This window comes from Roseomonas fluvialis, from assembly GCF_022846615.1.
In the GTDB taxonomy this organism is placed as follows: domain Bacteria; phylum Pseudomonadota; class Alphaproteobacteria; order Acetobacterales; family Acetobacteraceae; genus Neoroseomonas; species Neoroseomonas fluvialis.
In genome coordinates, this window is record NZ_AP025637.1 from 1,703,857 (window position 1) to 1,729,402 (window position 25,546).

General features: G+C 68.6%; 17 protein-coding genes, 1 tRNA gene and 1 pseudogene. 7 read left to right on the top strand and 12 right to left on the bottom strand.

The window, feature by feature from the left end:
- Positions 1-76 precede the first annotated feature (76 nt).
- Both MWM08_RS08370 and MWM08_RS08375 read left to right on the top strand, forming a co-directional pair.
- A complete protein-coding gene (locus tag MWM08_RS08370; RefSeq protein ID WP_244458989.1) occupies positions 77-937 on the top strand; it encodes a TauD/TfdA dioxygenase family protein in 861 nt (286 codons plus the stop codon).
- Positions 934-2,550, top strand: coding sequence for a GMC family oxidoreductase (locus tag MWM08_RS08375; protein ID WP_244458990.1), 1,617 nt, complete (start codon positions 934-936; stop codon positions 2,548-2,550). Before MWM08_RS08370 ends, MWM08_RS08375 begins: the two co-directional genes overlap by 4 nt.
- A 504-nt stretch (positions 2,551-3,054) precedes the next feature.
- Here the strand turns inward: MWM08_RS08375 and MWM08_RS08380 are convergent.
- The 3 genes from MWM08_RS08380 to MWM08_RS08390 all read right to left on the bottom strand — a co-directional run bounded on the left by MWM08_RS08380 (position 3,055) and on the right by MWM08_RS08390 (position 6,969).
- Positions 3,055-5,199 carry a phage/plasmid primase, P4 family gene (locus MWM08_RS08380; protein ID WP_244458991.1) on the bottom strand — a complete coding sequence of 715 codons (2,145 nt, stop codon included), beginning with the start codon at positions 5,197-5,199 and terminating at the stop codon, positions 3,055-3,057.
- 50 nt (positions 5,200-5,249) lie between these two features.
- The gene (locus tag MWM08_RS08385; protein ID WP_244458992.1) at positions 5,250-5,453 is read right to left on the bottom strand and encodes a helix-turn-helix domain-containing protein; all 204 of its coding nucleotides are present in this window, start codon (positions 5,451-5,453) and stop codon (positions 5,250-5,252) included.
- A 238-nt stretch (positions 5,454-5,691) separates the two neighbouring features.
- Positions 5,692-6,969, bottom strand: a complete 1,278-nt coding sequence (locus MWM08_RS08390; protein WP_244458993.1) for a tyrosine-type recombinase/integrase — start codon at positions 6,967-6,969, stop codon at positions 5,692-5,694.
- Positions 6,970-7,160: 191 nt separating this feature from the next.
- Between MWM08_RS08390 and MWM08_RS08395 the strand changes: the two genes are divergently transcribed.
- Positions 7,161-7,229 (top strand) — tRNA-OTHER (locus MWM08_RS08395).
- A gap of 583 nt (positions 7,230-7,812) precedes the next feature.
- Here MWM08_RS08395 and MWM08_RS08400 read toward each other — a convergent pair.
- The 7 genes and pseudogenes from MWM08_RS08400 to MWM08_RS08430 all read right to left on the bottom strand — a co-directional run bounded on the left by MWM08_RS08400 (position 7,813) and on the right by MWM08_RS08430 (position 17,950).
- Positions 7,813-8,927 (bottom strand): IS3 family transposase gene (locus MWM08_RS08400; protein WP_244458994.1). Its coding sequence is split into 2 segments (ribosomal slippage): positions 7,813-8,711 and positions 8,711-8,927, totalling 1,116 coding nucleotides; the frame shifts between segments, so codons are not numbered across the junction.
- Positions 8,928-9,024: 97 nt separating this feature from the next.
- Positions 9,025-9,219, bottom strand: a pseudogene (locus tag MWM08_RS08405) (IS481 family transposase); the annotation flags it as partial.
- 57 nt (positions 9,220-9,276) lie between these two features.
- Positions 9,277-11,553: a class I SAM-dependent methyltransferase gene (locus tag MWM08_RS08410; RefSeq protein ID WP_244458995.1), complete on the bottom strand. Its 2,277-nt coding sequence runs from the start codon at positions 11,551-11,553 to the stop codon at positions 9,277-9,279.
- 59 nt (positions 11,554-11,612) lie between these two features.
- Positions 11,613-12,308, bottom strand: a complete 696-nt coding sequence (locus tag MWM08_RS26510; protein ID WP_423816043.1) for a class I SAM-dependent methyltransferase — start codon at positions 12,306-12,308, stop codon at positions 11,613-11,615.
- Positions 12,309-12,400: 92 nt separating this feature from the next.
- On the bottom strand, positions 12,401-14,467 hold the full coding sequence (locus MWM08_RS08420; RefSeq protein WP_244458997.1) for a glycoside hydrolase family 99-like domain-containing protein: 2,067 nt from the start codon (positions 14,465-14,467) through the stop codon (positions 12,401-12,403).
- Entirely contained in the window at positions 14,412-15,926 is a 1,515-nt protein-coding gene (locus MWM08_RS08425) for a glycosyltransferase family 2 protein (RefSeq protein ID WP_244458998.1), read from the bottom strand. Before MWM08_RS08425 ends, MWM08_RS08420 begins: the two co-directional genes overlap by 56 nt.
- Before the next feature lie 1,709 nt (positions 15,927-17,635).
- Entirely contained in the window at positions 17,636-17,950 is a 315-nt protein-coding gene (locus MWM08_RS08430) for a hypothetical protein (protein ID WP_244458999.1), read from the bottom strand.
- Positions 17,951-18,122: 172 nt separating this feature from the next.
- Between MWM08_RS08430 and MWM08_RS08435 the strand changes: the two genes are divergently transcribed.
- Positions 18,123-19,292 (top strand): isocitrate/isopropylmalate dehydrogenase family protein, encoded by a 1,170-nt coding sequence (locus MWM08_RS08435; protein WP_244459000.1) that lies wholly within the window; start codon positions 18,123-18,125, stop codon positions 19,290-19,292.
- Positions 19,293-19,479: 187 nt separating this feature from the next.
- Here MWM08_RS08435 and MWM08_RS08440 read toward each other — a convergent pair whose 3' ends face one another.
- Complete coding sequence (locus tag MWM08_RS08440) at positions 19,480-19,686, bottom strand: hypothetical protein (RefSeq protein WP_244459001.1); 207 nt, start codon at positions 19,684-19,686, stop codon at positions 19,480-19,482.
- 777 nt (positions 19,687-20,463) lie between these two features.
- Here MWM08_RS08440 and MWM08_RS08445 point away from each other — a divergent pair.
- The 3 genes from MWM08_RS08445 to MWM08_RS08455 all read left to right on the top strand — a co-directional run bounded on the left by MWM08_RS08445 (position 20,464) and on the right by MWM08_RS08455 (position 23,819).
- A complete protein-coding gene (locus MWM08_RS08445; RefSeq protein WP_244459002.1) occupies positions 20,464-21,996 on the top strand; it encodes an AMP-binding protein in 1,533 nt (510 codons plus the stop codon).
- 117 nt (positions 21,997-22,113) lie between these two features.
- Positions 22,114-22,446, top strand: a complete 333-nt coding sequence (locus MWM08_RS08450) for an FKBP-type peptidyl-prolyl cis-trans isomerase (protein ID WP_244459003.1) — start codon at positions 22,114-22,116, stop codon at positions 22,444-22,446.
- Positions 22,447-22,475: 29 nt separating this feature from the next.
- A complete protein-coding gene (locus tag MWM08_RS08455) occupies positions 22,476-23,819 on the top strand; it encodes an MFS transporter (RefSeq protein ID WP_244459004.1) in 1,344 nt (447 codons plus the stop codon).
- A 54-nt stretch (positions 23,820-23,873) separates the two neighbouring features.
- On the opposite strand, the gene MWM08_RS08460 is transcribed toward MWM08_RS08455, so the two are convergent.
- On the bottom strand, positions 23,874-25,487 hold the full coding sequence (locus MWM08_RS08460; protein ID WP_244459005.1) for a GMC family oxidoreductase: 1,614 nt from the start codon (positions 25,485-25,487) through the stop codon (positions 23,874-23,876).
- Between the last annotated feature and the right edge of the window lie 59 nt (positions 25,488-25,546).

Genomic DNA, 25,546 nt, shown 5'->3' on the forward strand with positions numbered 1-25,546 from the left:
AGAGTGTTTTGCGAAGATGCCGGCTGGCGCCCGAATGCGACGCGGCGCCAAGGTGGGAGCAGGAGGAAACGCCCCAATGATTGAGACAACCCCGCTCACCCCCGTGCTCGGCGCCCGCATCACGGGCATCGATATCGCCCGCGGCGTGGACGCCACGACGATGGCCACGCTGCGCGATGCGCTCGATCGCTTTTCGGTGCTGGTCTTCCCCGACCAGCGCATCGACGACGCGGCGCAGATCGCTTTCAGCGAGGGCTTCGGGCCGCTGGAACGTACCCGCGCCGGCGCGCCCGGGGCGGGCAGCGCGGTGATCATCCTGTCCAATATCGGCTCGGACGGCGCAATTACGCCCCCCACCGACAATCAGGTGCTGAACAACAAGGCGAACCGACTCTGGCACCATGATTCATCATTCAAGCCGGTGCCCGCACGGGCGTCGCTGCTTTCGGCGCGGGAGATCCCCTCTGCCGGCGGGGACACCGAATTCGCCTCCATGCGCGCGGCCTTCGCCTCGCTCGACCCGGCCGAGCAGGACGAGCTGCGTGGCCGCGTCGCCATCCATGACTTCGGCTGGTCACGCTCGCGGGTCGATGCCGCGCTGGTCAGCGAGGCCGAACGCAACCAGCACCCGCCGGTGCGCCAGGCAGTGGTCCTGGAGGAGAATCCGCATGGTCCGGCGCTGTATCTCGGCGCCCATGCGCGCAGCATAGAGGGCATGGACGAGGCTGAGTCCCGCCTGCTGATCGACCGGCTGATGGCGCTGGCGACGCAGCCCGCCTTCACATACGCGCATCGCTGGCAGCCGCATGACCTCGTGATGTGGGACAATCGCGCCGTGCTGCATCGCGCCACCCCCTTCGCGACGACGACGGAACGCCGCCACATGGTACGCACCTGCGTCGCCGGCGCCGCGCCGACGCTTGCCGCCGCCGCGTGAGCGCCGAGCGCTTCGAGGGCGACTGGGACCACATCATCGTCGGCGCTGGCAGCGCCGGCTGCGTGCTGGCCAACCGCCTCTCCACCGATCTGCGCCGCCGCGTCCTACTGCTGGAGGCCGGCGGGGAGGCGCGCCACCCTTACCTCCAGGTTCCGGCCGGCTTCCTCAAGACCTTTCGCGATCCGCGCTTCAACTGGAACTTCACCACCGAACCCGGCCCCGGCGTGGACGATCGGGCGATGCATACGCCGCGCGGGCGGGTGCTCGGCGGCTCCTCGGCAATCAATGGGCATCTCTGGGTGCGCGGATCGGCCCGCGATTTCGACGGCTGGGCGCAGGCGGGCTGCCGCGGCTGGTCGCATGAGGAGGTGCTACCGTATTGCCGCGGCCTCGAAGACTACCGCGACAGCGCGCATCGCGGCGCCGGCGGGCCGCAGCACGTCTCGGACATCCCCGCGCTGCATCCGATCGTCGCCGCCTTCCTCGATGGCGGGGCCGAATGCGGGCTGGCGCGCAATCCGGACTACAATGGCGCGGCGCAGGAGGGCGTCTTCACCTACCAGCGCAGCATCCGTCGGGGCAGCCGCTTCAGCGCGGCGAGCGCCTTTCTCGCGCCTATCCGTCGCCGCGCCAATCTGCGCATTGTCACAGGCGCGATGGTGCTGCGCATCGAGACGGCGTCGGGCCGCGCCACCGGCATCACCTTCGTGCGCGACGGCCGCGCGCTGACGGCGCATGCGAGGGGCGAGATCGTGCTCGCCGCGGGCGCGATCGGCTCGCCACATCTGCTTCAGGTATCGGGCCTCGGCCCGGCCGCGCTGTCGCGGGCGCTCGGCCTGCCGGTCATCGCCGACAATCCCGGCGTCGGCGAGAACCTGCAGGACCATTACGCCATGCGCGTCGTCCATCGCGTGATCCGCCCGGTCACGCTCAACGAACAGGCGCGTCCGCCGCGCCTGTGGTGGGAGATGGCGCGCTGGGTGCTGACGCGTCGCGGCATGCTCGCTTATAGCCCGGCCCATGCCGGCGCCTTCGCGCGGTCGCGCGACACGCTCGAGGAGCCCGATCTACAGTTCGTGTTCACCCCCGCCTCATATTCGGAGGAAGGCGTGACGGGGCAGTTGCAGGATGTGCCGGGTATGACCATCGGCGTCTGGCAATGCCGGCCCGAAAGCCGTGGCTTCGTGCGTGCCAGGCAGTCGGACCCGCGCCAGGCGCCCGCCATCCAGCCAAACTACCTGGCGGCGGCCGAGGATCGCGCTGCGGCCATCACCGGACTGCGCGTCGCGCGCCGGTTTCTGGGCACGCGCGCCCTCGCGCCCTGGTCGGCGGCGGAGACCGCGCCCGGTCCGGCGCGGCAGGACGACGATGCCCTGCTAGCCTATGCGCGGGCGAAAGGGGCGACCGTCTATCACCTGTGCGGCACCTGTCGCATGGGTGGCGACGGAGCACCCGTGACGCCGGAGCTGCGGTTGCGCGGCGTCGACGGGCTGCGCGTGGCCGATGCTTCTGTCATGCCGCGTATTGTCTCGGCCAATACGAATGCCACGACGATGATGATCGCAGCTAAGGCGGCGGCCATGATGCTTCGACAGTCCACCACAAACCCGTAGGTCAGGCAGGCGCTGCCGGCGCGGCGCAAGCGGGCCCATTTGCCGGTGCGGGCGGGAACAGATGTGCGGCCTGTGGCCGTGCCCTGCTTGATCAGGGCGTCGGAAGCCCGCTGGCGGGCCTGGCCAAGGCCATTCTTCGAGCAACGCCCATAGAAGGTTGGATCCCGGTTCCCACCGCTGCGGGCAAAGGGATTCAAACCTTCGACCCCGAGCCAGCGCCCAACGTGCGCGGTCGAGGAGAGGGTAACGGGTCCCATCCACGCCCTGGCGGCGCGGGGGAGGGCGCTGAGCCCGGGTCAGCAGAATTTGGGGGGCCCTCAAGGCACCATTGATGGTCGATCCAAGTCCGGGAGTGGCCCGGGCTCAGCGCATTCCCGCACCGGGACTGACCCGGGAAGGGACTGCCCAAGGGGGTGACGGGGTGACGGCTGGTGACGTCGTTTTCGCGTTGTCCTCTTTATGTGGGCGCGCGCGCGTATAGCGAACATACGGGAATCGGTGTCATCACCCGTCACCCCCGTCACCCCATGGGTTAGGGTCTGCATGCGTTGATGTGTGCGCCCTTATCCCCCGCCGTCCTCGCCTGGCGCCCTTCGTCCGCCACTCAGGGAAGCCGCGCTTCGCTAGGCTGGTCATCAGTTCGCCCAACCCGGTGCGCTCTGCCGGACGCGTGCCGTCATCGCGCTCGAATTGCTGCCATGACTCGAACAGGCTTTCGCGCGTGTCCTTCAAGTCTGGCCCGGTCTCGCAGCACTCGGCGATCCACCGGGCAACGCGATCCTGTTCGACGAAGTAGGTCTCCGTCGCCTGTGTCGCGATGGGCGGCACGATGAGGCCGTGCCGCTGCCACGCAAGGCAGCCTTCGATGACCCACCGCAGGATGCCGGGCCATTCCGCCCTGAGGCGCCCTGCTAGCGTCCTGTCCGGGTTCTCAGGCTTGTACAGGAAGGGAATGACGATGATGCGACGACGCATTGCCTCGTCCACCTTAGACAGCGACGGCTTGTTGTTGCCGATGACGGTCAACTTGAACTGCGGCTTGAACTCGAAATTGTCCTGACGCATCAGACGCGCGGTCATCACGTCGCCACCCGTTACGCCCTTGATTAGGTTCTCGGCCCAGCGCTTGCCTTCCTCGGTCTCTGAGGACCGCGCCATGCGGGCGCCGCGAAGTCGAGCAATGTCTGTCGAGTGACGCTCGCCGCTCGAAACCGTCAAGGTCTCGGGCGCGATGTTGGTGCAGTAGTCGCCTAGGACGTCGCCGATCGTGTTCGCGATTATGCCCTTGCCGTTGCCGCCCTCGCCGTGGATGAAGACGAAGCGCTGCTCCCGCGTGTCGCCGCTCAGTGAGTATCCGAACCACTGCTGCAGGAAGTCGATCAGCGGCGTGTCGTCCAGCGTCACCTGCCGCAGCGTGTCCATCCAGACCGGGCAGTATAGGTCGGGGTCGAAGCCTTCCGCCGCGTGCGGTTCGACTGCGGTGTGCTTGGTGATGAAGTCTTCCTGCCGCGCAACGCGCATGATGCCCGTGCGCAGGTCCACGGTGCCGCCAGGCGTGCCCAGCAGCCACGGATCTCTGTCGAGCGCTGCGACGGTCGTGGCGAAGTTTCGATCGGCCTGCGCGAACCGCTCTACGCCGCTCACGAACGCCGCCCGGCCGTTCTTGTCTCCCCCGATCTCCCGCGTCACGCCACGCGCCCAATCGAACGCAAGGCGTGTCTTCTCGGACGCCCACCGTGATCCGGTCCAGACCAGCCACTCGCCTGTCTCGTGGCAGTATCGCAGGTCATCGGCGTGCCAAGCGGCGAACGCCAGCGCTACACCGTCCTCGGTCGGTGCAAACTGTCCTTCGGAGTTGCGCCAGGCGCGATCTACCTCGCGTGCGTCAACTGCCCACGCGGCAAGCTCGTCATCCTCGGCCACCGCCTTCTCGAAATCCGCTCTACTGCCCATATCGCGGTGGATGCGGCAGGCGATGCCGAACGCGCGCCCGCTGCGGCTGCGATCCGTCTGGCGCGGTCCTTCAAGGCCAGGACCGGCGACACGGATGACGTGCAGAATAGCGTCGAGCGGCACCGCGCCTATGTCCTCGGGCGTGCCGGCGACATGCGCGCCGGTGACGGTGAAGTAGCGGTAGCGGCAGTACAGCTCGATCGCCGGGCCGTGGGTCTCCCTGCCGCGGCGCCACTGACGGCCGTAGCGCTGCTTGCCTGCGTCCAGACCCAGCGCTTGGAGGATCGCCGGCATGTCCGCGGCGGCCACAGTGAAGACGCTCTTCACCCCGGTCTGCGACGGGCTCACTTCCCACCGCGACGGAATGAGATTCACTACATCCTGCGCCCAGGGTTCGAGGCACCCCGTCGTGGCATCGCGGGAACTGTCGAGATCGAACCCCAGCACCCACACATCATGCGGCGCCGGAAGAGGCCCCAGGACGAGGCCGATGCCGCCCTTCCTACCGCCGCGAAGCAGTTTGCCGCCAGGTCTCGCGCGGTGCTCCGCCTGCGGTCGCGTGCCCCAGGTGCCGGGGTCGGTCGCCGATGCGCGCTCACCGGCAGTGGCGTGGTACGGAACCTTCGCCGAGCGGCCCTGTTGCGTCGTGTCCTCGCGCCACGCCACCCACACGGGCAGCGCGGCGATATCGCGCATTAACTGCGCCATGGGTCAGTGCTCGCCGGGCGCCTCCGCTTCCTCGGCCCTCACGACGCGCACCCCGCCATGTATTCGTCGAGGCTGCGAAGGTCGATCAGCCTGCGCTTGCCGATCTTCGTGGCGCGGATCTCCTCGCGGTCGAGGAGGCGGTAAATTGTGCTGCGGGACAGGCCGTAGCCTGCGTGAACGGCGGGGATGTCGGCGTAGCGCGCGCCAGGGGGTGGCGGGGAAGCCGGGCGGCTTTTGGACATGCAGAGACCCTCAGGGAATCAGTTGAGGGAGTTCCGGGCCGAAGCTACCGGCGGCGGCAGAATCGGCCCACCCGAGAACCGATACCCTGCGAGCGTCGCGCCTCCGTGTTTCCAAGGCTCGCACGGATAATAGTGGACGCAACGGGGCGCTGCGTCAACAACAAAACATAAAGCGTTCAATATATTGTTCGCCTAGGGGCTCCATTGTCTGGAGCATTACTCAACATATCGTTGACGCTCATCGTTGATCGGCGCCTGCCAGTCGAAGATGAGTCACGTTGGCGCTCGCCATCGGCACCAAGGCGCGGCGAAGTAGGTCCTCGGTCGCGTCCACGATAAACTTGCCGTAGTGTGCGTCGATCATGCTCGTGCTGGTGTCGTGCACGCTTGCCACGAGCTTGATAGGAAGCCCCGCGCGCAGGCCGCGGACGATGGACGAATGTCGAAGGCAGTAGGGGACCAGCCCCTTCGGCAGCTTCGCCGCCGCCACCGCAAGCGTCCATCCGCGCATCATGTCGGCGCTATCGGACCAGGCAACGCGGTCCTGCTTCTCCCACCGGATCGTCGGGCCGGGCACCTGCTTGTGGCGCCACCGCATCAACAGGGGCTCATGACCTGCGCGGCCGGAGGCGAGTGCTCGAAGTCGCGCCACCACATCGTCCGGCAAGGGGACCGCGATCCGGTGCACCTGCTTCTTGCCGCGACCCTTCCGACTGGGGGGGAGCATGACGCGCCGCGCCTCCGGTTGCAGGTCCGCGACGGTCAGGCGAGCGGCCTGACCAAATCGCGCGCCCGTGGTGGCTAGCACCGTGACCAGGGCGCCGAAGTCGGGGTCATGGGCTTCCGCAGTCTCGACCAATCTCCGCACGTCGGCGTCCGGTAGCACCTGCATCTCCCGCGCCCTCTCCGGCGACTCAGGCGGGCGCGTGCCGTCGTGGATGATCGTGTGGAGGTCACTCGGCGCCTTGGCGCGTCGGGCTGCCGCGGTCAGGGCGGCGCGAAGATCGTTCAACAGACGGGCGAGGGTTGAGGGTGCGAGCGGCACATCATCACGCTTGCCACGGCCGCCCCGCTTGAGGCCGCGCCGCCACCGGGTGAGGTCGGTTTCGGTAAGCGCCAGCATCGCCACGCCTGCCAAGGGGGCGCCCACGACGTGATGCGTGAGGCGCCATTCCGCATCCTGCCCGGCGATCGCAGCACGTCGCTTGCGCGCGGCGACGTAGGTCTCGATCGCATCCTTCACCGTGACGTCGGCTCCGCCAACCGCCAATGCGCGATCCGCGGCCATCTGACCAAGCGACCACTCCCGCGCCGCTGCCATCGCTTGGTGGTAGGTCCGAACAGCCGTGCCATCGGCCACGGAATCCGGGTGGTCGTCCGCCGCGCCAAGTGCCTGCTCCTTGTACTTGGTTCGCTCGCCGGGCCGTGTGACCGCGCGCCGTGCGATCCACGTCCCGTTGCGGCCCTTCACCGCCGCCGGACGGTATCCGAGGTGGGTCTCAGGCGCGATCAGCATCCAGTGGGGGTTCCGCTGTGCGGCCAGCCGTGCCCGCGACGTCCTGCTTTCCAACTTGCCCGCCGCCGTCGTCCTTCTGGTCATCCCCGCCGGCTCCGCACCTGTTTCATACCTGATATCCCATGTGGGACGGTGGGGGATCAAGGTAATTAGAAGTTAGCGAAAACATATACTTAGATGTGTCTCTTGTCGTCCCTCATTGTTTCAAAAGGCGCCCTCTCACGGCGGTAACAGGGGTTCGAATCCCCTAGGGGACGCCATATCCCAAACAATTCTGGGGCTTCGCTGGCCTTCTGCGCTCGGGTCCCCACAACAGACTCCACTTCAGAGCCCATCCCCGGGGGATCACTCTCCCAGCGGCGTCACGCGGCAGCGTACGCGGCCCGCGCCTACCGACGTGCCGGCGGCTGCCACAAGCACCCGCACATGGCTCAGGGCCGGGCACGCCGGAGGCGGGTGCCAGGTCAGCGTTGCGAGCGGTACGGCGAGCCCCCGCCTGTCGCGAGCCCTTATTGCAGTCAGGATCGACATGACCGCATAGGCGCCACGCGTCACCGCCAGTGCGATACCGTCCGCCCGGACAACCAGTCTGCGCGACTCGATCAGGCCCCGGTCTGGGTTTGCCAACCGTGCAGGCGGTCAGGTGCCCGGCCGGCACAGCGCGCGCCAGCGGCTTTGGGGGGGCGTCCTTAGGTAACTGGGGCGGTCGAGAACGGCCTCGGCGCGATTAGGATGCTGCAGGGATCATCCCGAAGCTGCCCACCGCAGGTGGCGTTACGTGATCGGGAGCAAGAGTCCCGTCCTGAAGTTGCCCCACTTCCATGGACGCTTTGTGGGTAGCGGTCATTCCTTCATGAGCATCTTCCTCGCTTCGAACTCGATGGGCGATAGGTATCCGAGAGACGAGTGGCGCCTAGCCGGATTGTAGAAGCGCTCGATGAAGTGGAACACGGCCACGCGGGCCTCGGCCTGGGAGCGGAAGCGGCGCCGGTCGAGCAACTCGCACTCGAGCGTGGCGAAGAACGCCTCGGCCAGCGCGTTATCGTAGGCGTCGCCGACCGATCCCGTGCTAGGGCGAACGCCGGCTCCCCGGCATTGCATCCCGAAGGCCAGCGACGTGTATTGGCTGCCCTGATCGCTATGATGCACGACATCGGCCGGTTTCCTCGTGGTGACGGCCATGTCGAGGGCGTCGAGGGCGAGCTGCGTGCGCAGGTCGTTCGCCATCGCCCAGCCGACGATGCGCCGCGACCAGGCATCGAGGACGACGGCCGGGAACAGGAAGCCTGCCGCGGTCGGCACATAGGTGATGTCGGCGACCCACAGCAGGTTTGGCGCCGGCGCCGTGAAGACGCGGCCGACGAGGTCGTTGGCCGGCCTATGCGTTGGCTCGCGCAGCGTCGTGATTGGGAAGCGACGCCGCGACACACCGCGCAGCCCGGCCTGACGCATCAGCCGCGCCACGCGCTTGCGGGCGACCGCCGTGCCCTCGGCCTGCAGTTCGGCATGCACCCGCGGCGCGCCGTAGGTCCCATGCGAGCCGGCATGGATGGTGGGGATCCGCCGTAGCACGGCGGCATCCGACGGGGCGTGCGCCGAGGCCGGCCGGCTGCGCCAAGCGTAGTAGCCGGAGGCCGAGACCCGCAGCACGCGGGCCATGACGCGGATGGGGAATTCGGCCTGGTGCGCGCTCATGAATTCGAAGACCCGGACGGGGTCTTGTCCCGCGCGAACCAGGCCGCCGCCTTTGCCAGGATGTCGCGCTCCTGGCGCAGGCGATGGTTCTCACGGCGAAAACGGCTCAGCTCCTCGCGCTCGGCGCTGGTCGTCCCGCCGCCTTTGCTCGCTCCGGCCTCACGGTCCGCCTGGCGAACCCAATGCGCGATCGACTGTGCGTTCGGCTCGAACTCCAGCGCAAGGTCCTGCGGGGTTCGTCCCGATCGGACCAGCTCCACCATCTGCCGCCGGAACTCCGGCGGGTGGGCACCCTGAATCTCGGCATCTCGGACACCTCCATCTCAAGCCTCGGGGTGTCCACGAAACCGGGTCAACTTCAGAGAGCGTCGAGGAGTGCGCGTCCCGAGGGCCGGTCGGTAGGTCGGCGACCGACATACGCTTGCGCCATTTGGCGATCGTCTTCGGGTTCACCCCATAGTGCCGCGCCAGTCCCCTTAGGCTCGCTTGACTATGCTGGATCGCGCGACGAACCGCCTCGGTCCTGGCGGCGCTCCCATGAAGAACTTGGCCCATAGCGCGTCCTTCCATACCGGGGAAAAGACTGCACTATCAAACCCTTGGATCAAACATCTAGACACGCGTGTTACTGCTTCGCGCTGCTCTTCGCTTAGCTAACCGGGCCGGCAGTTGCAGCGTGAACGTCCACCAGAGCAGCTTGGCGCCCCGCCGGCCGAGCCGTGCGGCGCTGGGAAAGCAGTTGCCCAAGCTGCGCAGTGGCGCCGTTAGTCGCCAGGACGTGCTGCGCTCGATCGCTTCGGCGCGTTGCTCGGCCGCCACGCGCGCCGCGCGCTCCGGTGCAAGCGCGGCACGATGCGCCTCCAACGCCTGCCGTGTCACGTCCCACTGCGCCTGCGCGTACCAACGGTCGCCGATGGTCCCAAAGCGCTCGCGCAATAGGTGGATGCGCTCAGGGTCGGCGCCGCACAACGCGCGCACCGCCTCCGGGGCTTGGGCGCCGACGCACAGTACGCCAAGCCCGTGGGAATGCAGGAACAGGAATCCCGGCCACCGCGCGGAGACTTCCTCCCAGAAGCGCCAAACTCCGAAGTCGGCCATGCGCTCGTTGGCATCATGAAACAGGACCACGCCGCGGTCGGAGAGCTTTGGAAGCCAGGACTCGAAATCGTGGCGGACCGCCTCATAGGTATGCAGCCCGTCGATATGGAGGATGTCCACCGAACCGTTGGGGAAGCGGGCCAGTGCTTCGTCGAAGGTGCAGCGGTGCATCGTCGATATGGCAGCATAGTTTGCGTCGTGGTGGCGCTTGAAGTCGTCGTGGATGGAATCATCGTACTGCCCGGCATGGGCGTCGCCCTGCCAGGTGTCCACGGCGTGGCATCGGCAATCGACACCTTCGGCGATCACGGCCTGGCAGAAGGCGAAGTAGGATACGCCCGCGAAGCTGCCGAGTTCGACGATGCTGCGCGGGCGCGCGGCGCCGACCAGCCAAGCTGCAAAGGGTACGTGCCCCCACCAAGCGCTGTTCGTCCCGCGCCGGTCCGGCAGGCGGAAGATCGGTTCCAGTCTTGGATCGCAAAATGCATCGAGCGCCGTGGTCATTCTGATCGGCTCCACGTTAGCCATATCGCTCCCCTCTCGCCGTGAACGCGCAAGCGCGCGCTGTGATTCCTCGACCCCGTCCAGCACCTGCCGCAGCAGACCGAGGTCGACCTCGCTCTCCATGCCCATCTTTTGCAGTCCGCTCGTGTCGTCCTCGGGCAGGACGCGCTCCATGCGGGACCGGCACATCACAAGTTCGTAGGCGAGCCCCATGGCGGAGGTGACGTTGAGCAGCCATCGTTCTGGCGGCGGGTCCGCTGCCCAGTATCCGATCCAATCCGCCGGCATGAGGTCAATGACCGTCGCCCCCGGCCGCGCGAAGACGAGATTGCCGAAAGCCGATCCATGCGCGCCGACGATCACCTGCGCCTCGGCGAAGGCGCGGACCTGGTCCGGGAAAGGCATGTTACCCGGTTCCAGGCTCTCGAAGCCGCGCTCGGCCAGCATCGCGGCAAGTTCGGCCTCGTTGACGATAGTACGCTGCGAATAGCTCGTCTGGTTGGCTCGCGACAGGTAGATCCGCCGTCGCATTGCGCCGGGTTCGACGCGCGCGAGCAGGTGGTCGCGTAGGGAACGGCACCGGGCAGGGTCGGGCCGGAAGCTCGTCCAACTGCGGATCGAGGACGGAATCACGATCTCCGTGCAGCGGATCGCCTCGCCGTCCGGCATGTGGACAGCCTGTTGGGGGATGCCCAGGGTCCCCATGGCAGCCACTGCCCAGCGCGGGACATAGGGCGGCACAAGGACGTACAGGCGGCCCTGCCGGATCGTCGGCAGGAAGGCTTCAAGCGTGACCAGTGCATCGAAGACGAAATGGCCGTAAGCGCCAACGGACCGATGGAAGGCATGCAGCAGCGGTGCGCCGAAAGCGGCATCCCCAGCGACCCTGTCCTGCAGACCCCCGAGGACCGAGAGCCCCGGATCCAGGAGACGGGCGACGAACGCACTCTCTTCGACCGCCGCGCCATCGCGCAGCAGGGTGACGCCGTAGGTGAGTTCGATGGTGACGTCTTTCAGGCGCCCCGCGACGACGGGTTCGCTGGTGTAGGACGGGTCGGCAAAGAGAGCGGCGAGCGTTGCGAGCCGGGTATCCGCCTCCTCCCCCGGCCCATGGAGCGCCACCCGGGCCGCACGTCTCACGACGTTTCCGCCGCCCAACGAGGCGTGACCCGGAGCGTGCCCCCACAGCAGCTCGGCAAGCGTCAGCGAATCGGGCGCCGCCTCCCGGATGGGGATCAGAGGCGGCAAGGTGGCCAGGGCTTCGGAGCCGGCGTCGGGGAGGTTCATGCCCTGGTGCTACCTCCGCGCGACGCTCCGCGCCAGGGTGCGGCGCGGCGACACGGCGCCTACCCCGCGCCGCGAGGGCCTAGCACACGACGGTGCCGCCCGATCCCTCGGGCAATCCGCCCGCGGGGGCCTGTGAAGTCACATCCGGGCCGCGATCGCCGCCGCTTGAGACGCGGGGGATAGGGGGCTGACCGCGTATCTGATCCGCGTTCGATGACGGCGATCGAATCATGGAAGGTGACGCGGGTGATTTCGGCCCCCTGCACCACAAGGCGGGCGCGCTCATCCTCTGGGATGCCCGTATCCCATGGTGCGAAATGGTCAGCATGGAGTGCGTCGACCAGGGTCTTCAGGAATTCGATCGACGAGCCTGGGGCACGATAGCGCCCGCCCCAATCCGGCCAATAGGATGCGTGTAGATCCTCGACGATATAGATCCCGCGGGGCGCGAGACGGCGGAAGCATGCACCGAAGGTGGCGATGACGTGTTCCGACCTGTGGGATCCATCGTCGATGATGATGTCGAAGACAGCATCGCCGAGTGCGGCATCGAGAGCAGCAGGATCCGATGCGTCGAGGATGTGCACATCGACGGCCGGCCCAAAGGGCAGAACGGCGCAGGCCGGGTGTATGTCGATCCCGGTGATGCGTGACCCCGGTGGCAGCAGGGCTTCCCAGATCGCGAGCGACCCGCCGGCGGCGATCCCAATCTCGAGCAGGCGGACCGGCTTGCCCGCGGCCAGGAAGGGCGCGATCTCGCGGTCTTAGACCGGTAGGTACTGAGCCCACTTGTCCGCCAGCAGTCCGCCACGCGCGAAAAAACGGCGCGAGTATTCGCCGCCGTCCGTCATCGTGTGCCGTCCCGTCTCACCGTCACGCGATACGCGGAGCGCGCCGCGTCGTGCAGCGTCGGGTAGCGCTGCAGCGCGTTCGAGACCTTGATCGCCAGACGCGTGGTCAGCGGCGTATCGGGCGCATAGGCCGCGGGACGCGGCGGCGCGGCGGCGCGGGCTGCCGCCCGCGCCGGTTGTCCGGCAACGGGCAGGGCGGCTTCCCATTCAACATCGGCCGTCGAATGCCCAGTCTTGACCCGTCGCGTCGCCTCGAGGAAGTCGCGCCCGAACTCCCGGCACGGCTCGAGGTGGCAGCCCTCGGCCCATTCGTTCCAGGCATTGATGAACACGAGCCGTTCACCAGGCGCGCGTTCTGCGACGGTGCGATGGGATGTGGCGTCGAGCCAGCGTTCGTAGTTCCCTGGCGTACCGCCCTGGATGATCACCGCCCGCGTCCCGACTCTCGCGGTGTTGTCCCAGGCCGGGAAGACGCCGCGATAGACGCGCCTACCCGTATGGTCCTGCGCGATGAAGCTTCGTGCCACCTCGCCATAATCCCAGATAATGCCTGTCAGCGGCTCCTGCGCGTCCACCTTGTCCACCAGGTTCTGCGGCGGACGGCGCGGGGAAGTATGGACGTTGTGCGGCGGGAACTCGACCCCGGCGTCAAAGCCGAACTGCTCAAAGTCATCGTTGCCGTGCGTCAGCGCCGCGATGAGGTGGATCTCGCCGATGCCGGCCTCACGACAATGCGCGCGCCATCTCTCGGCGGTCGCGCGCGCATCCGGCATGTGTTGCGGCCGGTAGACCACCAACACCGGCGCGCCGTTGACGCGCAGATGGCGAGGGTCGCGGAAGAAGGGGATGACGCTGTCGATGAAGGCGATGTCGTTCTCGGGCGAATAGGTCTGCTCCATCAGCACCTCGTGCTCGGAGGCATCCCACTTCCGCGTCCAGTTCTCGTTCGCCCAGCAGAGGCAGAACTCGATATCCGCCTTCGTGTCGGCAAGGAAATCGAGCACCGGGCGTTCGAGCAGCCGCTTGCCGTTGAACCAGTAGTAGTGGAAGCAGAAGGCATCGACGCCATGAGCCTTGGCCAGCGCGATCTGCTGATGCTGCACCTCGCGCACACGCAGGTCGTAGAACCCGAGTTCGGTCGGAAGATGCGGTTGCTGGTGGCCAGTGAAGAGCGGCTGCGCCTTGGTGACGTTGGTCCATTCGGTGAAGCCCTTGCCCCACCATTCATCATTCTCGGGGATCGGGTGGAACTGCGGCAGGTAGAAGGCGATATACTTCAGCTTCGAGAGCGGAGGCGCGGGGAACGCCGTGAGCACGCGGCCTGGCAGCGTGCCCGCGCTCGCTTCAGGCACGGCCCGCAGCACGACCTGATAGACATTGGCGTAGTCCCCGGTCTCAAGCACGGCGCGGGTCCGGGGCGGCAGGGCGAGCCAGGCGTCGGCGAATTCCGTCTCGGCGGGATGCTTGAGCACAAAGGAGAAATCGGCGATCCGCAGCCCGGCCCCCTCGAACAGCGCCTGCAGGTTCTTCATGCTGAAGAACCTGATATGCGTACGGTCAAGCAGTCCCCAGTCACGGTAGTCGAAATCGTTGTTCAGAAGGCACGCCAGTACCGCTGCATGGGAGGCGTGAGGGATTGAAACAACGATACTTCCCCCCGGCTTAAGGAAGCCGGCCGCGCGCCGCAGCATGGTCCACGGATCGACGATATGCTCGAGAACGTCGGCGATCACCACATTGTCGTACACAGCGTTCGGAATTCCCTCGGCCCATGACGGATCGTTCAGGTCGCGGCGCCAGACTTCCTCGCAGAAGCCACGCAGGATCTCGACACTCCTTTCGTCGATCTCGACGGCGCTCATGCGGCAGCCGTTGAACTCCCGCAGTGGACGGGAAATCGAGCCCGGCCCAGCGCCGATCTCGAGCACCTTCTTGTCGCGGCCGACGAACCGCAGGACGTTCGCCGCCGCGGTATCGGAGTCTGGGTCGACGTTGAACCGATAGATGTCAGCTGCGGTCTTCACGCGATTCTTCTCCTTCAGCAGGACGGCCCCGGCGAACATCTGCCCTGCCGAGCGCGATGGCTTCGTCCTTGATCAATGTAGAGCTGATCGCCGCGATGGCTTCGTCTACGAGGTGTACGTTCTTGCTCGCGGAGTGGATGACAAGCGAATAGAATTTTTCACGCTCGGCGAGAAAGGCACGGATCTCCGAAAGTGTTGCAGCGCGGACCACCTCAATGCCCGACCGCCGCAGCGCATTTTCCTCCATTCCCGGCCGATCCGTGGGCGCGAGCCGAAGATAGGTTATTGCGGTCCCGGCCAGTCGGAGCGACGTGAAGGCGTCACGAAAGAGGCTGTCTGTTTCGTCGCCGACATCCTCCGCCCCGTCGAGAAGTAGAACTGCGCCGGGATGCGGAGTCCGGGCCCGAGCCGCGAGTGCGCCTCGAGTTGGATCCAGGTGTGCAGAGCGTAGCACTGAACCGTAACGTTCAACGAAGGTAACGTGGTTGCGATCGTACAAAGCTTTCGCGGAAGCTGAGGACTCGACGCTGCCGTATTCAAAATGCGTGATCTGGGCACGGGGTTCGTAGCCAACTCGGAACCCCGCAGCACGGATTCGCATGCAAAGATCGACTTCTTCGAAATACGCGGGCGCGAAGACCTCGTCCAGACCGCCCAGTGCTTCGAAAACCTGCCGGCGGACCATGAGGAAGGCGCCGGAGCAGTAGTCCACGTCGCGGGTGAAGGCGAACGCGGGCGATTCGGGATGTTCACCGCGCCCGTAGCCTTCGCAGTGACCATCACGCCAGGTGATGCAGCCGGCTTCCTGCAGGGTACCATCAAGGCGGAGAATCATTCCTCCCACTGCACCGAGATCAGGTTCCTGGTCCAGCCGATCCGACGCCGCCTTGATCGCGCCGGGCGCGACTATCGTGTCGTTGTTCAGCAGGAGCAGGTGCCGCCCACGCGCTTCTAGGGAGGCGCGATTGACGCCACGAAGGAAGTGGAGATTTTCCGAGGCGTTGACTACGCACACGCCATCGATCCGCTTGAGCAACGCCGACGTAGAATCTGTCGATGCATTATTGACGATAATGACCTCCGTATCAAGCGGAGCCTCGCGGGCGAGCGACTCAAGGCAAGCAAACGTGAGTTCAGCCTGATTGTGCACGACGATGATCACGCTGACCCGCGGGGTGGCCGAGCGAGGGAGCGCCAGTCTGGTGCTGCCGGCGAGGAATGCGGCCAAAGCGTTGCTGCAACTCCGACGAAATTCCTGCTTCGCCTCATCTTCGGGGTGGCGTCGTTGTGAGGTTGCGAGTTCGGTGTCGCACGCGGGCTCCGAACGCGTTTGGCCCTCAGGCGTGGCCCGTCGCCGCGAGATGACGCTGCGAAGTGCATAGCCGACGGCACGCAATGGAGCCGTTAGCCGCCAACTGGTGCTGGCCTGAACGTCGGCCAGCTGTCTTTCCAAGTCGGCCATCTTGCGCTGAGCAGCGTCAGCATTCTCCTTGGCCAACCTGGCTCGCTCCTGAACCAACAGAGACCGCTGGATCAATGCTGCGGCCAGAGAGGCTGGACCTGCCGTAAGCTTAACCAAGTCTGTCATAGAAACCGACGTCTCCCCATTTCGCTGATCTGCTTGGTGCTCTGCCATAGCGCTTTGTGCTGACGACCGTCGAACGGCTATTCGCGGTCGGCGGGCGCCGCCTCACGCCCGCCTTGGGCGCATCTGCGTGAGAAATGCGTCGACTATGGCGATCACCCCGGCGAGCCGGGAGTGCTGTTGGTGCGGTTCTCGACGACAGCCATGCCGGGGCCCCCCGGAGGTGCACAGCATCGCGTTCCTTAACGCTCCAACCGGCACTGGTGAATTCGCCACCGATGACCTGGCGGGCGTGGAGCTCGGGCGTAGGATATCGTCCGGGGGAGTCGGCGCGTCCATGGCGGAATGGTAACGTGTTCGGGCTGCTCCTGGGAGGGGCGCCGGGGCAAGGCTGTCGACGGGTCTGCCATAGCGAAGTATTCGCGTTTGTTATTTCGATCGATCAGGCCATTGGGACTCCACATGCGGGCAATGAGGATTCCGACGTGGAGATTTCGTGAAAAGGTGACTTTGGCCGAAGGGATAGGGGCCTTCGGCGTCTCGAAAGCCGCGACGGGATTGGGATTTGCAGGCATCACGAGTCTTCGCCGCTCCGGACCGTGCGTCTGGACAGGGGGCCATGACCAGCAGGATCGATGAGCCCATACCCTCTTGGGGCGGTGTGCAGATCGACGAGCATGAGTATGGGCCACGAATACTCGCAGGCGAGACGTCGACCTCACGTAGTCGTTGGTGGAGCGCGCCGCGCACCGACCCAGGGCGGCCTACTTTGATCGTCGGGCGGTAGCGCAGCCGAGGCAGTCTTGCGCATTCCGTCGTCGCCACCGCCGTGCCGCGCAGGCCAGGGTTGGGTGGCGAGAAGAGCAGTTTCCCCGCGCTCCCTCTTTGGACAAACCGTACGCCCTCCTTGGACAGCCGTGCGCTTTGGCTGCACGCGACGAGAAAATGATGCGCGGGCCTCTCGTCGCCTGATCCGTCAAAAGCCCGACTTTCTGTCGAGAACGTGTCACCGATCGCGGCCGTGAGGGCCTGCGCGCTGACCAGCGCGGGAGCACCCTCGAACGTCCCCATGGGGCCAGCGAGCGCAGCGGCGCAGGCGGGTAGCGGATGAGTGGCTGCGTCGCGCTTCCTCGCCGATCCTGATGCGCTCCCGCGCCTTCCGCCCGGTTGCCAAAAGTGCCGCCGGCGTGCAGTTCGGTCCTGCCGTCCTCCTGCGTGACATATCCCGCTTCGCCGAGGTCCCGCTGCCGGGTCATGGCGGCGTTGCAGATGAATGGACGGGAGAGCTTGCCCCATGCATTGCCCGCTTCCTGCCACCCCTGGACTGCGCTGCGACCACCAGCCAAAGGCGGCCGGCGGCGGGCGTGAGGCGGGCAGCGAGGTCGCGTATACGATCAGCGTCGGCGAGGATGACTCCGAGTCGCTCGGGGTCGCCCCGGTTGCGCTGCGCGAAGGTGCCCTTGCTGCGGGAGGGGACGCCACTCTTCTTCATCTCTCGCGACGTATGCGGCATGCACCGTTCCATGCGGTGACCAGTCCGGCGCGAGTTGGACGCCGCGTGTCTTGCGCCGGCTTCGCCCCTCAACGTCTCCCGCTCGGCCGAGACGTTGCGGCTGCACCGCTCACCACCCCCGACGATACGCCCGCCGATACCCCCGCGGCGCCGGCCTGCCATGGCCGGACGACGCCCCGAGCACCGCGCCCACCGCCACCGCCCCCAGCCCGACCGCGATGCCCTGGCCCACCGCGCGTTCCTCAGCCAGGCGGCGCTGCGCGGCGCAGGATTCAACCGCGGGGTCGGGCTCGGTCTCGGCGCTGTCCTTCACGGCAATCGAAGGCGCGAGGCCGAGCTGGTCGGAACAGGCCATCCGATGCGTGTCCATGCTCGAACACGCGGCGAGCAGGACGGCGGCGGCGATCGGCAGGATGGTGCGCATGACCCATTGAAGATGGCGCGCGCCGATGGTCGCGGGGTGGCGCCATGCGGGCGGAATCGCGGCACCTGGGCACCCGCGGCGCGGGCCCGCCCTGGCGGGCCCAGCAGCCCGTGCCGTCTGATCGGAAAACGCGCTAGCCTGCGTACCGTCCTGCACCAAAGGCCCGCCCGCCATGCCGACCCCGTCCAACACGCTGCGCATCGCCGTGCTGCCCGGCGATGGCATCGGCACCGAGGTGACCGAGGCCACGCTCGCCGTGCTCGAACCCCTGGCGAAGCGCCACGGTATCGGTTTGGCGTTCGAGACCCTGCGCGCCGGCGCCTTCTGCTACCGCGACACCGGCACCGCCATGAGCGAGGAGACCTTCGCCGCCGCCGCGTCGGCCGACGCCATCCTGCTCGGCGCGATGGGCTGGCCCGAGATCCGCACGGCCGACGGCACCGAGATCGCCCCGCAACTCGACCTGCGCTTCCGCCTTAACCTCTATGCCGGCGTTCGGCCGTTCCGCGCCATTCCCGGCGTGCCGGTCGCCCTGGCCGACCCGCGTGCGCGCGACATCGACCTGGTGATCGTGCGCGAGAGCACCGAGGGGCTGTTCTTCTCGCGCGACCGCGGAACTGTCAGCCACGACATGGCTGAGGAGACGCTGCGCATCACCCGACCGGTGACCGAGAAGCTCGCGCGGTTTTCCTTCGAGCTGGCGCGGCGTCGCGCCGAGGCGCGCAGTGGGCGTCGCGCGGAGGCGCGCAGTGGGCGTCGCGCGGAGGCGCACAGTGGGGGGCGCCCGGAGGCGCGCAATCGGCCGGGCGTAGTGACGCTGGTCGACAAGGCGAACGTGTTCCGCGCCTTCGCCTTCATGCGCGGCATCTTCGCCGAGGTGGCTGCCGAGTTCCCCGACGTCGCGAGCCGCAGCCACTACGTCGATGCCATGGCGCTCGACCTGGTGCGCCGCCCCTGGGAGTTCGACGTGCTGCCGACCGAGAACATGTTCGGCGACATCCTGTCCGATCTCGGCGCCGGGTTGGTGGGCGGCATGGGCTTCGCGCCCTCGGCCGATATCGGCGATGCCCATGCGGTGTTCCAGCCCGCCCATGGCACCGCGCCCGACATCGCCGGGCGCGGCCTGGCGAACCCGACAGCGACGCTGCTGAGTGCGGCGATGATGCTGGACTGGCTGGGCGCGCGCGGCGCCGGCCAGGGCTTTGCGGATGCTGCCGCCGAGCTCGAATCCGCGGTGGACGGAGCCTTCGCGGCGGGGCTGCGCAGCCCGGACATCGGCGGGCGGGACGGCACGGCGGCGGTCGCGCGCGCGGTCGCGCAGCGGCTGCGCCCAGGCGGCTAGGGTTGGCGCGGCTCCCTGAACCTCGCCAGGCCGTTGATCTCGCGCGCATCTTCAGGCGGCCGGATGCGGCCATCCGACCGGGATCGTCGGTGAAGCAACGCCAGCGATACGAATTCACGCCCGGTTGACGGGACTGGCGGCCTATCCGCTTGCCGGAACAAAACCCATGATTGAATAATTCAACAATTCATCGCGTCTTTGGTGAGACTACCAGGAGGGCACTGACCGCATGCAGCAGGCGCACGGCTTCGGTATCGCCGACCTCGTGGGCCTGGGCCAGGCAGCGTTCGATCGCGGCCGCGGCCGCGGCGATCGGCCGGACACTCGGCTCGGTGACGCCGCGCGACGCGCTCGAGCGTTCGCGCAGAAACATGCCTGTGACGACCTGGTTCATCGATGACCCCCTGACCTCCGCCATGACCTGCGATGCCCCCGCACCTGCCAGCCATGGCCGGGCGCGCAGCACATGGGTGCCCGCCCGAGTCGGCATTCTGCCCCGGCGAGTCGCAGCGCGACACAGGCAAGCGGGCTTCTCGGCCGCCGCGCGCGATTGTCTTTGCCGAGTGTTGCAGAAGAGAATCACCCCGGTTTTCGAACCTTGCGCGGAATGTTTGGTGTATCGCCCATCCGGGCGAAGACAATCCTGTCAAAACCCGCAACGAGCATTCGTTCCTGGGCGTTGTCCAAAGAATTCGACCGGCGCCGCCGCCAGGCGCTTGGTGGTACGGCGTGGTACCGGCCGCGGTGCAGCCGCAAGGCGCCATATCCGCGGCTTTGCGACCGGTTGCGCGGCGCTGGGCGGCATCACTCCCGCAGGGGGCGCCGCGCCGGGGCGGACGCGCGAATTCGGCGAAGTGATGCTGCGTACAGCCCGCACAAGTTGTGTCTGGGACCCCAAATACGTTGTGCAGACCCGCAGAATCACCATTGCACAAGGTCGTGACTCCCTCGAATACTTTGGCATCCCCGGCGCCAGAACAGGCGTTGGTGGCCCCCATGCCCGCTACGCCAGCCCCCCGGCGCGGCACGACACGCCGGCCCCCCGCCGGAGGACAGGTCTGACCATGACGCGTTGCGGCCCCCCGACCGCCCGCGACCGATCCAAGCCTTCGGCCCGGTCTGCGCTGGCCGGCCGCAGTGCGGCAGATGCGCGCCATCCGCGGGGCACCCAGTGCTGAATCCCGCCACCGCGGCGGCCCCCCTTGCCGCGGCCTGCTGCGACCGCTGGGCCGATGGCAGCGCGCGGACCGCGCTGGTCTGCGTGCACCCGGATGGCCGGGTCGAGGACGTCAGCTTCGACGCGCTTCACGCGACCTCCTGCAGAATGGCGCAGGTGCTGGTCGCGCGGGGCATCGCGCCACGCGACCGCGTCGCCATCCTGCTGCCGCAGGGGCCGGAGGCGGTGGTCGCGATGCTCGCCGCATGGCGCATCGGCGCCATCATGGTGCCGCTGCCGCGCATGCTCGATGCCGGGGCGATCGCGCACCGGCTGGACGATGCCGGCGCCGTGGCGCTGGTCACCGACGATGCCGGCCTGGCCGCCACCGCCGCGCTGCGGCGGCACCTGCCCAGGCTGCGGCTGGTGCTGGGCACCGAGGGTGCGCGCCGCGGCGTGCTCTCCTTCTGGGAGGAAGCCGGCCGCGCGCCGCCTGGCCCGCCCGACATGCCTCGGCACCCGGGCGACCCGGCCGTGCTGTTGTACACTGCGGCGCCGGTCCGCGGCGTGCTGCACGCGCATCGCGCGCTGGCCGGGCAACTCGCCGCGATCGACCACCTGCACGGCGGCTTCCCGCATGAGGGCGACCTGGTCTGGACGCCGATGGACTGGGGCTGGCGCGCCGGATTGTTCGATGCGCTGCTGCCGGCGCTGTGCCACGGCGTGCCGGTGCTGGCGGCAGCGATGCCGCGCTTCGACGCGCGGCGCGCGGTCGCGCTGATGGCGCGGCATGGCGTGCGCAACGCCGTGCTGCCCGCCGCCGCACTGCGCGTGCTGCACGCGGCCGACCTGCCGGGGCCGGGGGCGATTGGCCTGCGCAGCCTCGTGACCAGCGGCGTGGCGCCCGATGCGGGATTGGCCGCCTGGGCCGAGGCGCGTCTGGGGGTCGCGCCGCGACACGCCCATGCCATCGGCGAATGCAACCTGGTGCTGGCCGGCGGGCCAGGGCCGCTCCGGCCGGTGCCGGAGCATGAGGTCGCGGTGCTCGGCGCCGATGGGGCGCCGCTGCCGGCGGGCCAGGCCGGCCGCCTGGTGGTGCGGCGCGCTCATGAGGGCGCCTTCCTGCGCTACTGGAAGGGCGCCGCGCCGCGGGGCCGCTGGCTGCCGACCGGCTTCGCGGCCAGCATCGCGGCCGACGGCACCGTGGCGCTGCCGGCGGACGACCTGGCCGCGCTGGCCGCCGGCAACGAGTTCATGGGCCCCGAGGATGTCGAGCACTGCCTGCGCCGGCACCCCGCCGTGGCGTTGGCCGCGGTGGTCGGGCCCGCCGATGCGATGGCCGGCGAGCATGCGACCGCCATCATCGTCCCGCGCACCGACGCCTCACCCGGCCCGGCGCTCGCGGAGGAACTGCGCGACTTCATGCGCCACTGCCTGCCGGGCCACCGCACGCCGCGGCGCGTCGCCTTCGCCAAGGCGCTGCCCGGCGCGCCGGAGGGCCGTGGCGCGCTCGGCAGCGCGGTCGGGCTGGGCGCGCGGCGGGGCTGACGCGCAACCGCTGTCGGCCACGCCCGCGCCCTCTGGTCCGGCGCGGCGCGACCCTGTAACCACGCCCGGACCGCGCGCACCGGCGCGCGCGGCGCGACCAGCACACGGAGACGGCACGTGACGGACACCAGGATCGGCACCGGAGCGGAGGCCACGCCCGGCCAGTACATCACGGTCCACTACACCGGCTGGCTGTTCGACGAGGGCGCGCCGGAGAACAAGGGCCGCAAGTTCGACAGTTCGCGCGATCGCGGCGACCCGTTCTCGTTCGAACTGGGTGCGGGGCGCGTGATCCAGGGCTGGGACAACGGCTTCGCCGGCATGAAGGTGGGCGGCACCCGCACGCTGGTGATCCCGCCGGAGCAGGGCTACGGCGCGCGCGGCGCGGGCGGCGTGATCCCGCCCAACGCGACGCTGATCTTCGAGGTGGAGTTGCTCGCGGTCGGCTGACGGAGGCGGCGCGCGGAGCCCGCCGGGCGATGACGCCGCGCGCGTTGCTCCGCCTCGCGCCGCTGGTGCTGGGCACGTCGATCGTGCCGCTGGACGGGATGGTGAATGTCGCCTTCCCGGCGGTGCTCGAGGCCTTCGGGCTGGCGGTGCCGCAGATCCAGTGGCTGGTGATCTGCTACGTGCTGACCTATGGCGCGCTGCTGCTCGCGGTCGGGCGGATCGGCGACGTGCTGGGCCATGCGCGGGTGTTCCGCTTCGGCCTGGCCTGGAGCGCGGCGGCCTTCATCGCCTGCGCACTGGCGCCGTCCTATGGCTGGCTGCTGGGCGCGCGCGTGCTGCAGGGCGTGGGGGCGGCGCTGGTGCTGGGCTGTGGGCCGGCGCTGGCGACCGCGCTGTACCCGGAAGCGATGCGCGTGCGCGCGCTGGCGGCCTACGCAGCCGGGATCGCGCTGGGGGGCGCGGTCGGCCCGGTGCTGGGCGGCGTGCTGGTGCAGTGGCTGGGCTGGCAGGCGGTCTGGGGCGTGCGCGCGCCGATCGCGCTGGCGGCACTGTGGCTAGCGCGCGGCATGGCGGTGCCGGCGCGCAGCGGCGCGCGGGAGCCTTTCGACCTGCCTGGCGCGGTGCTGCTGACGGCCACGGTCGCCTGCGCGGTCCTTGCGGTGAACCGCGCGCCGGCGGCGGTTTCGCTGGTGCTGGCGGGGGCGGCCCTGGCCTGCGCGGCGGGCTTCGCCTGGCGCAGCGCGCGCCATGCGCACCCCATCATCGACGTGGCGCTGTTCCGCCGGCCCGGCTTCGCGGCGTTGAACCTGGCGAGTGCGCTGGTGCAATTCGCCGGCTTCGCGGTGATGCTGCTGGTGCCCTTCCACCTGGCGCGCGGGCTTGGGCTTTCGCCGATTCTGTTGGGGCTGGTGCTGCTGGCGAATGCCGTGGGCAGCGTGGCCGGGTCGTGGCTGGGTGGTTGGGTCGCGGCGCGGTTCGGCGCGCGGGTGGCGGCGGGGCTGGGCGCGGTGCTGTCGGCCGCGGGGCTGCTGATGGTGGGCTTGGGCGGGCCGCTCGGCGCGCTTGTGGCCGCGCTGCTGGTGCAGGGCTTGGGGCTCGCGCTGTTTACGCTCGCCTATACCGATGTGGTGACGGCGACCATGCGGCGCGAGGATCGCGGCGTGGCCGGCAGCCTCACGCAACTCACGCGGACGATCGGCGTGGTCAGCGCCGCATCGCTGCTGACGCTGCTGTTCGGCGCGGTCGAGGCCGCGCGCCTCGGTGCCGGTGCGGCGCCCGAAGCGGCCTTCGGTGCCGCCTTCCGGCTGGTGTTCCTGGTGGCGGCGCCGCTGCCGCTGCTGGCCTTGCTGGCGCTGCCACGGCGCGGAGCGTGAGGCGCGCGTCCGGCGCTGCAGCATGGCCGCGGCGTCGTGGTGCGGGTGCTCCGGTCACGCGGCGCGGCGGATGATCTCGGCGGCGCGTTCGGCCAGCATCAGCACCGCGGGGTGAATGTTGGACGAAGGCACCAGCGGGAAGACCGAGGCATCGACCACGCGCAGCCCGTCCAGGCCGCGCACGCGCAGGTCGGTGTCCACCACAGCGCGGTCGTCCGCGCCCATGCGGTTGGTGCCGCAGGGGTGGTAGACCGTGCTGCCATTGGCGCGGATGTAGTCCAGCACCTCGTCGTCGGATTGCGTCGCGGGGCCGGGGAATTCCTCGCGCTCGACCAGGTTCGCGAAGGGTTCGGTGGCGGCGATGCGCCGGCCCAGGCGATGGCTTTCCAGCATGATGCGGATGTCCGATGCCGCGCTGAGGTAGTTGGCGCGGATGACCGGCTTCGCCTCGGCGCTGGGCGCGCGCAGCGTGAGTTCGCCGCGGCTGTCGGGGCGGCAGACGCAGTAGTTGAAGGTGAAGCCCGGGTATTTCGCGAGGCTGCTCGCGCCGCGCGATTGGTCGCCCAGGGAAAAATTCACGAACTGGAACTGCACCTCGGGTTCCTCGCTGCCCGGCAGCACGCGGGCGAACAGGCTGGCTTCCGAGGCACCCACCGCCATCTGGTTGTTGCGCCCGGTGAGCCAGCCGAGGCCGAGGCCGGCGGCGCGGATCGGGTTCGCCATGATCTCGTTCAGCGTGCCGCAGGGCTTGGTGCGGAAGGCGTAGCGGACCATGAAGTGGTCCTGCAGGTTGCGCCCGACCTCCGGCGCGTTCACCGCGACGTCGATGCCCATGGCCTGCAGCGCGGCGCCGTCGCCGATGCCCGAGAGCATCAGCAGCTTCGGGCTCTCGATCGCGCCGGCGCACAGTATGACCTCGCGCCGCGCGCGGAAGGTCCGTTCGCCCTGCGGGCCGCGCACCACCACGCCGACGGCGCGCCCGTTCTCGATGATGATGCGTTGGCCGAGTTGTTCGGTGTGCACGACCAGGTTGGCGCGGCCGAGCGCAGGCTTCAGGTAGGCGGTCGCCGGCGACCAGCGCCAGCCGCGATGCACGTTGAGCTGGTTGGGGGCGACGCCTTCGAACCATTCGCCGTTGTTGTCGGGGTTGCGCGTGAAACCGAGCGCCTCGCAGGCGGCGATGAAGGCGCGGCAGCCGGCGGAGGGCTCGGGCACCTCGCCGACCTGCACGGGGCCGTCCTTGCCGCGGAAGTCGCTGTCGGGGCCGGCGAAGGTTTCCAGCTTGCGGAAGGCGGGCAGGCAATCGTCGTAGGACCACCCCCGCGCGCCCGATTGCGCCCAGCGGTCGTAGTCGCGCGGCGACCCGCGCAGGAAGACCAGGCCGTTGACGGAACCGGAGCCGCCGATGACGCGCCCGCGTGGCCAATACAGGCTGCGGTTGTTGAGCTCCGGCTCGGCTTCGGTCTGGTAGTTCCAGTCGAACTTGCGCGTGACGTACAGCCGCGCGAAGCCCATCGGGATGTGGATCCAGGGGTTGCGGTCCCAGGGGCCGGCTTCGAGCAGGATGACCTTCGTGCCAGTGTCCTCGGACAAGCGCGCGGCCATGACGCAGCCGGCGGAACCGCCGCCGAGGATCACGTAGTCGGCTTCGTTCGCGCTGTCGGTCACGGTTCCATCCCCTGGTGGTCGCGGCGGGGAGGATAGCGCGGGCGCGGCGTTTGGCACCC

What these genes read in the sequence shown, in the direction of transcription:
- MWM08_RS08370 (WP_244458989.1), top strand. Translation starts at nt 77, where the DNA reads ATGATTGAGACAACCCCGCTCACCCCCGTGCTCGGCGCCCGCATCACG.
- MWM08_RS08380 (WP_244458991.1), bottom strand. Translation starts at nt 5,199, where the DNA reads ATGCGCGATATCGCCGCGCTGCCCGTGTGGGTGGCGTGGCGCGAGGAC.
- MWM08_RS08385 (WP_244458992.1), bottom strand. Translation starts at nt 5,453, where the DNA reads ATGTCCAAAAGCCGCCCGGCTTCCCCGCCACCCCCTGGCGCGCGCTAC.
- MWM08_RS08390 (WP_244458993.1), bottom strand. Translation starts at nt 6,969, where the DNA reads ATGCTGATCGCGCCTGAGACCCACCTCGGATACCGTCCGGCGGCGGTG.
- MWM08_RS08410 (WP_244458995.1), bottom strand. Translation starts at nt 11,553, where the DNA reads ATGAACCTCCCCGACGCCGGCTCCGAAGCCCTGGCCACCTTGCCGCCT.
- MWM08_RS08420 (WP_244458997.1), bottom strand. Translation starts at nt 14,467, where the DNA reads ATGTTCGCCGGGGCCGTCCTGCTGAAGGAGAAGAATCGCGTGAAGACC.
- MWM08_RS08430 (WP_244458999.1), bottom strand. Translation starts at nt 17,950, where the DNA reads ATGCGCACCATCCTGCCGATCGCCGCCGCCGTCCTGCTCGCCGCGTGT.
- MWM08_RS08435 (WP_244459000.1), top strand. Translation starts at nt 18,123, where the DNA reads ATGCCGACCCCGTCCAACACGCTGCGCATCGCCGTGCTGCCCGGCGAT.
- MWM08_RS08440 (WP_244459001.1), bottom strand. Translation starts at nt 19,686, where the DNA reads ATGAACCAGGTCGTCACAGGCATGTTTCTGCGCGAACGCTCGAGCGCG.
- MWM08_RS08455 (WP_244459004.1), top strand. Translation starts at nt 22,476, where the DNA reads ATGACGCCGCGCGCGTTGCTCCGCCTCGCGCCGCTGGTGCTGGGCACG.